The organism is Neisseria sp. P0021.S007, from assembly GCF_051956855.1.
This window is the reverse complement of sequence record NZ_JBQCXA010000334.1, coordinates 1-807: the sequence shown is the minus strand read 5'-3', so window position 1 is coordinate 807 and position 807 is coordinate 1. Positions and strand designations below refer to the sequence as shown.

Sequence of the window (807 nt, the reverse complement as noted above, 5' to 3'; positions counted from 1 at the left end):
GGTTCGGGATACCGATGATGTCGCCGGCGTAGGCTTCTTCCACCAGCTCGCGGTCGTGCGACATGAAGGTTACCACGCTGGAGGCGGCGATTTCGCGGTTGATACGCAGGTGTTTCATCTTCATGCCGCGCTCGAACTTGCCGGAGCAGACGCGCAAGAAGGCGATGCGGTCGCGGTGTTTCGGGTCCATATTGGCTTGGATTTTGAAGATAAATCCGGAGAATTTCGGCTCGTCCGGCTCGACCATGCGCACGGTCGCGTCGCGCGGTTTCGGCGCGGGCGCCCATTCAATCAATGAATTGAGGATTTCCTGAATACCGAAGTTGTTAATCGCAGAGCCGAAGAACACGGGCGTGAGTTCGCCGGCGAGGAATTCTTCGAGATTAAATTCGTTGGAAGCAGCCTGTACCAATTCGATTTCGTCTCGCAGCTGCTGGATTTCAAGCGGAAAGCGTTGTTCCAATTCAGGATTGTCGATACCTTTGATGATGTCGAACTCGTGCGGCAGACGCTCGCCACCCGCGTCGAAGAGATAGATTTCGTCGTTCAGGATGTGGTACACGCCTTTGAAATTTTTGCCCATGCCGATCGGCCAGGTTACGGGCGCGCAGCGGATTTGCAGGATGTTTTCCACTTCGTCCAGCAACTCCAAAGAATCGCGTACTTCGCGGTCGTATTTGTTCATGAACGTGACAATCGGCGTATTGCGCAGGCGGCAGACGTTCAAGAGTTTGATGGTTTGCGCTTCCACACCTTTTGCCGCGTCGATGACCATCAATGCGCTGTCCACGGCGGTCAATACGCGGT

Annotated in this window: 1 protein-coding gene; it reads right to left on the bottom strand. The window is 54.9% G+C overall.

The features are described 5' to 3' along the window. A partial coding sequence (locus ACTHUR_RS13180) for a GTP-binding protein (RefSeq protein WP_440398968.1) occupies nucleotides 1-807 on the bottom strand: 807 nt, incomplete at both ends.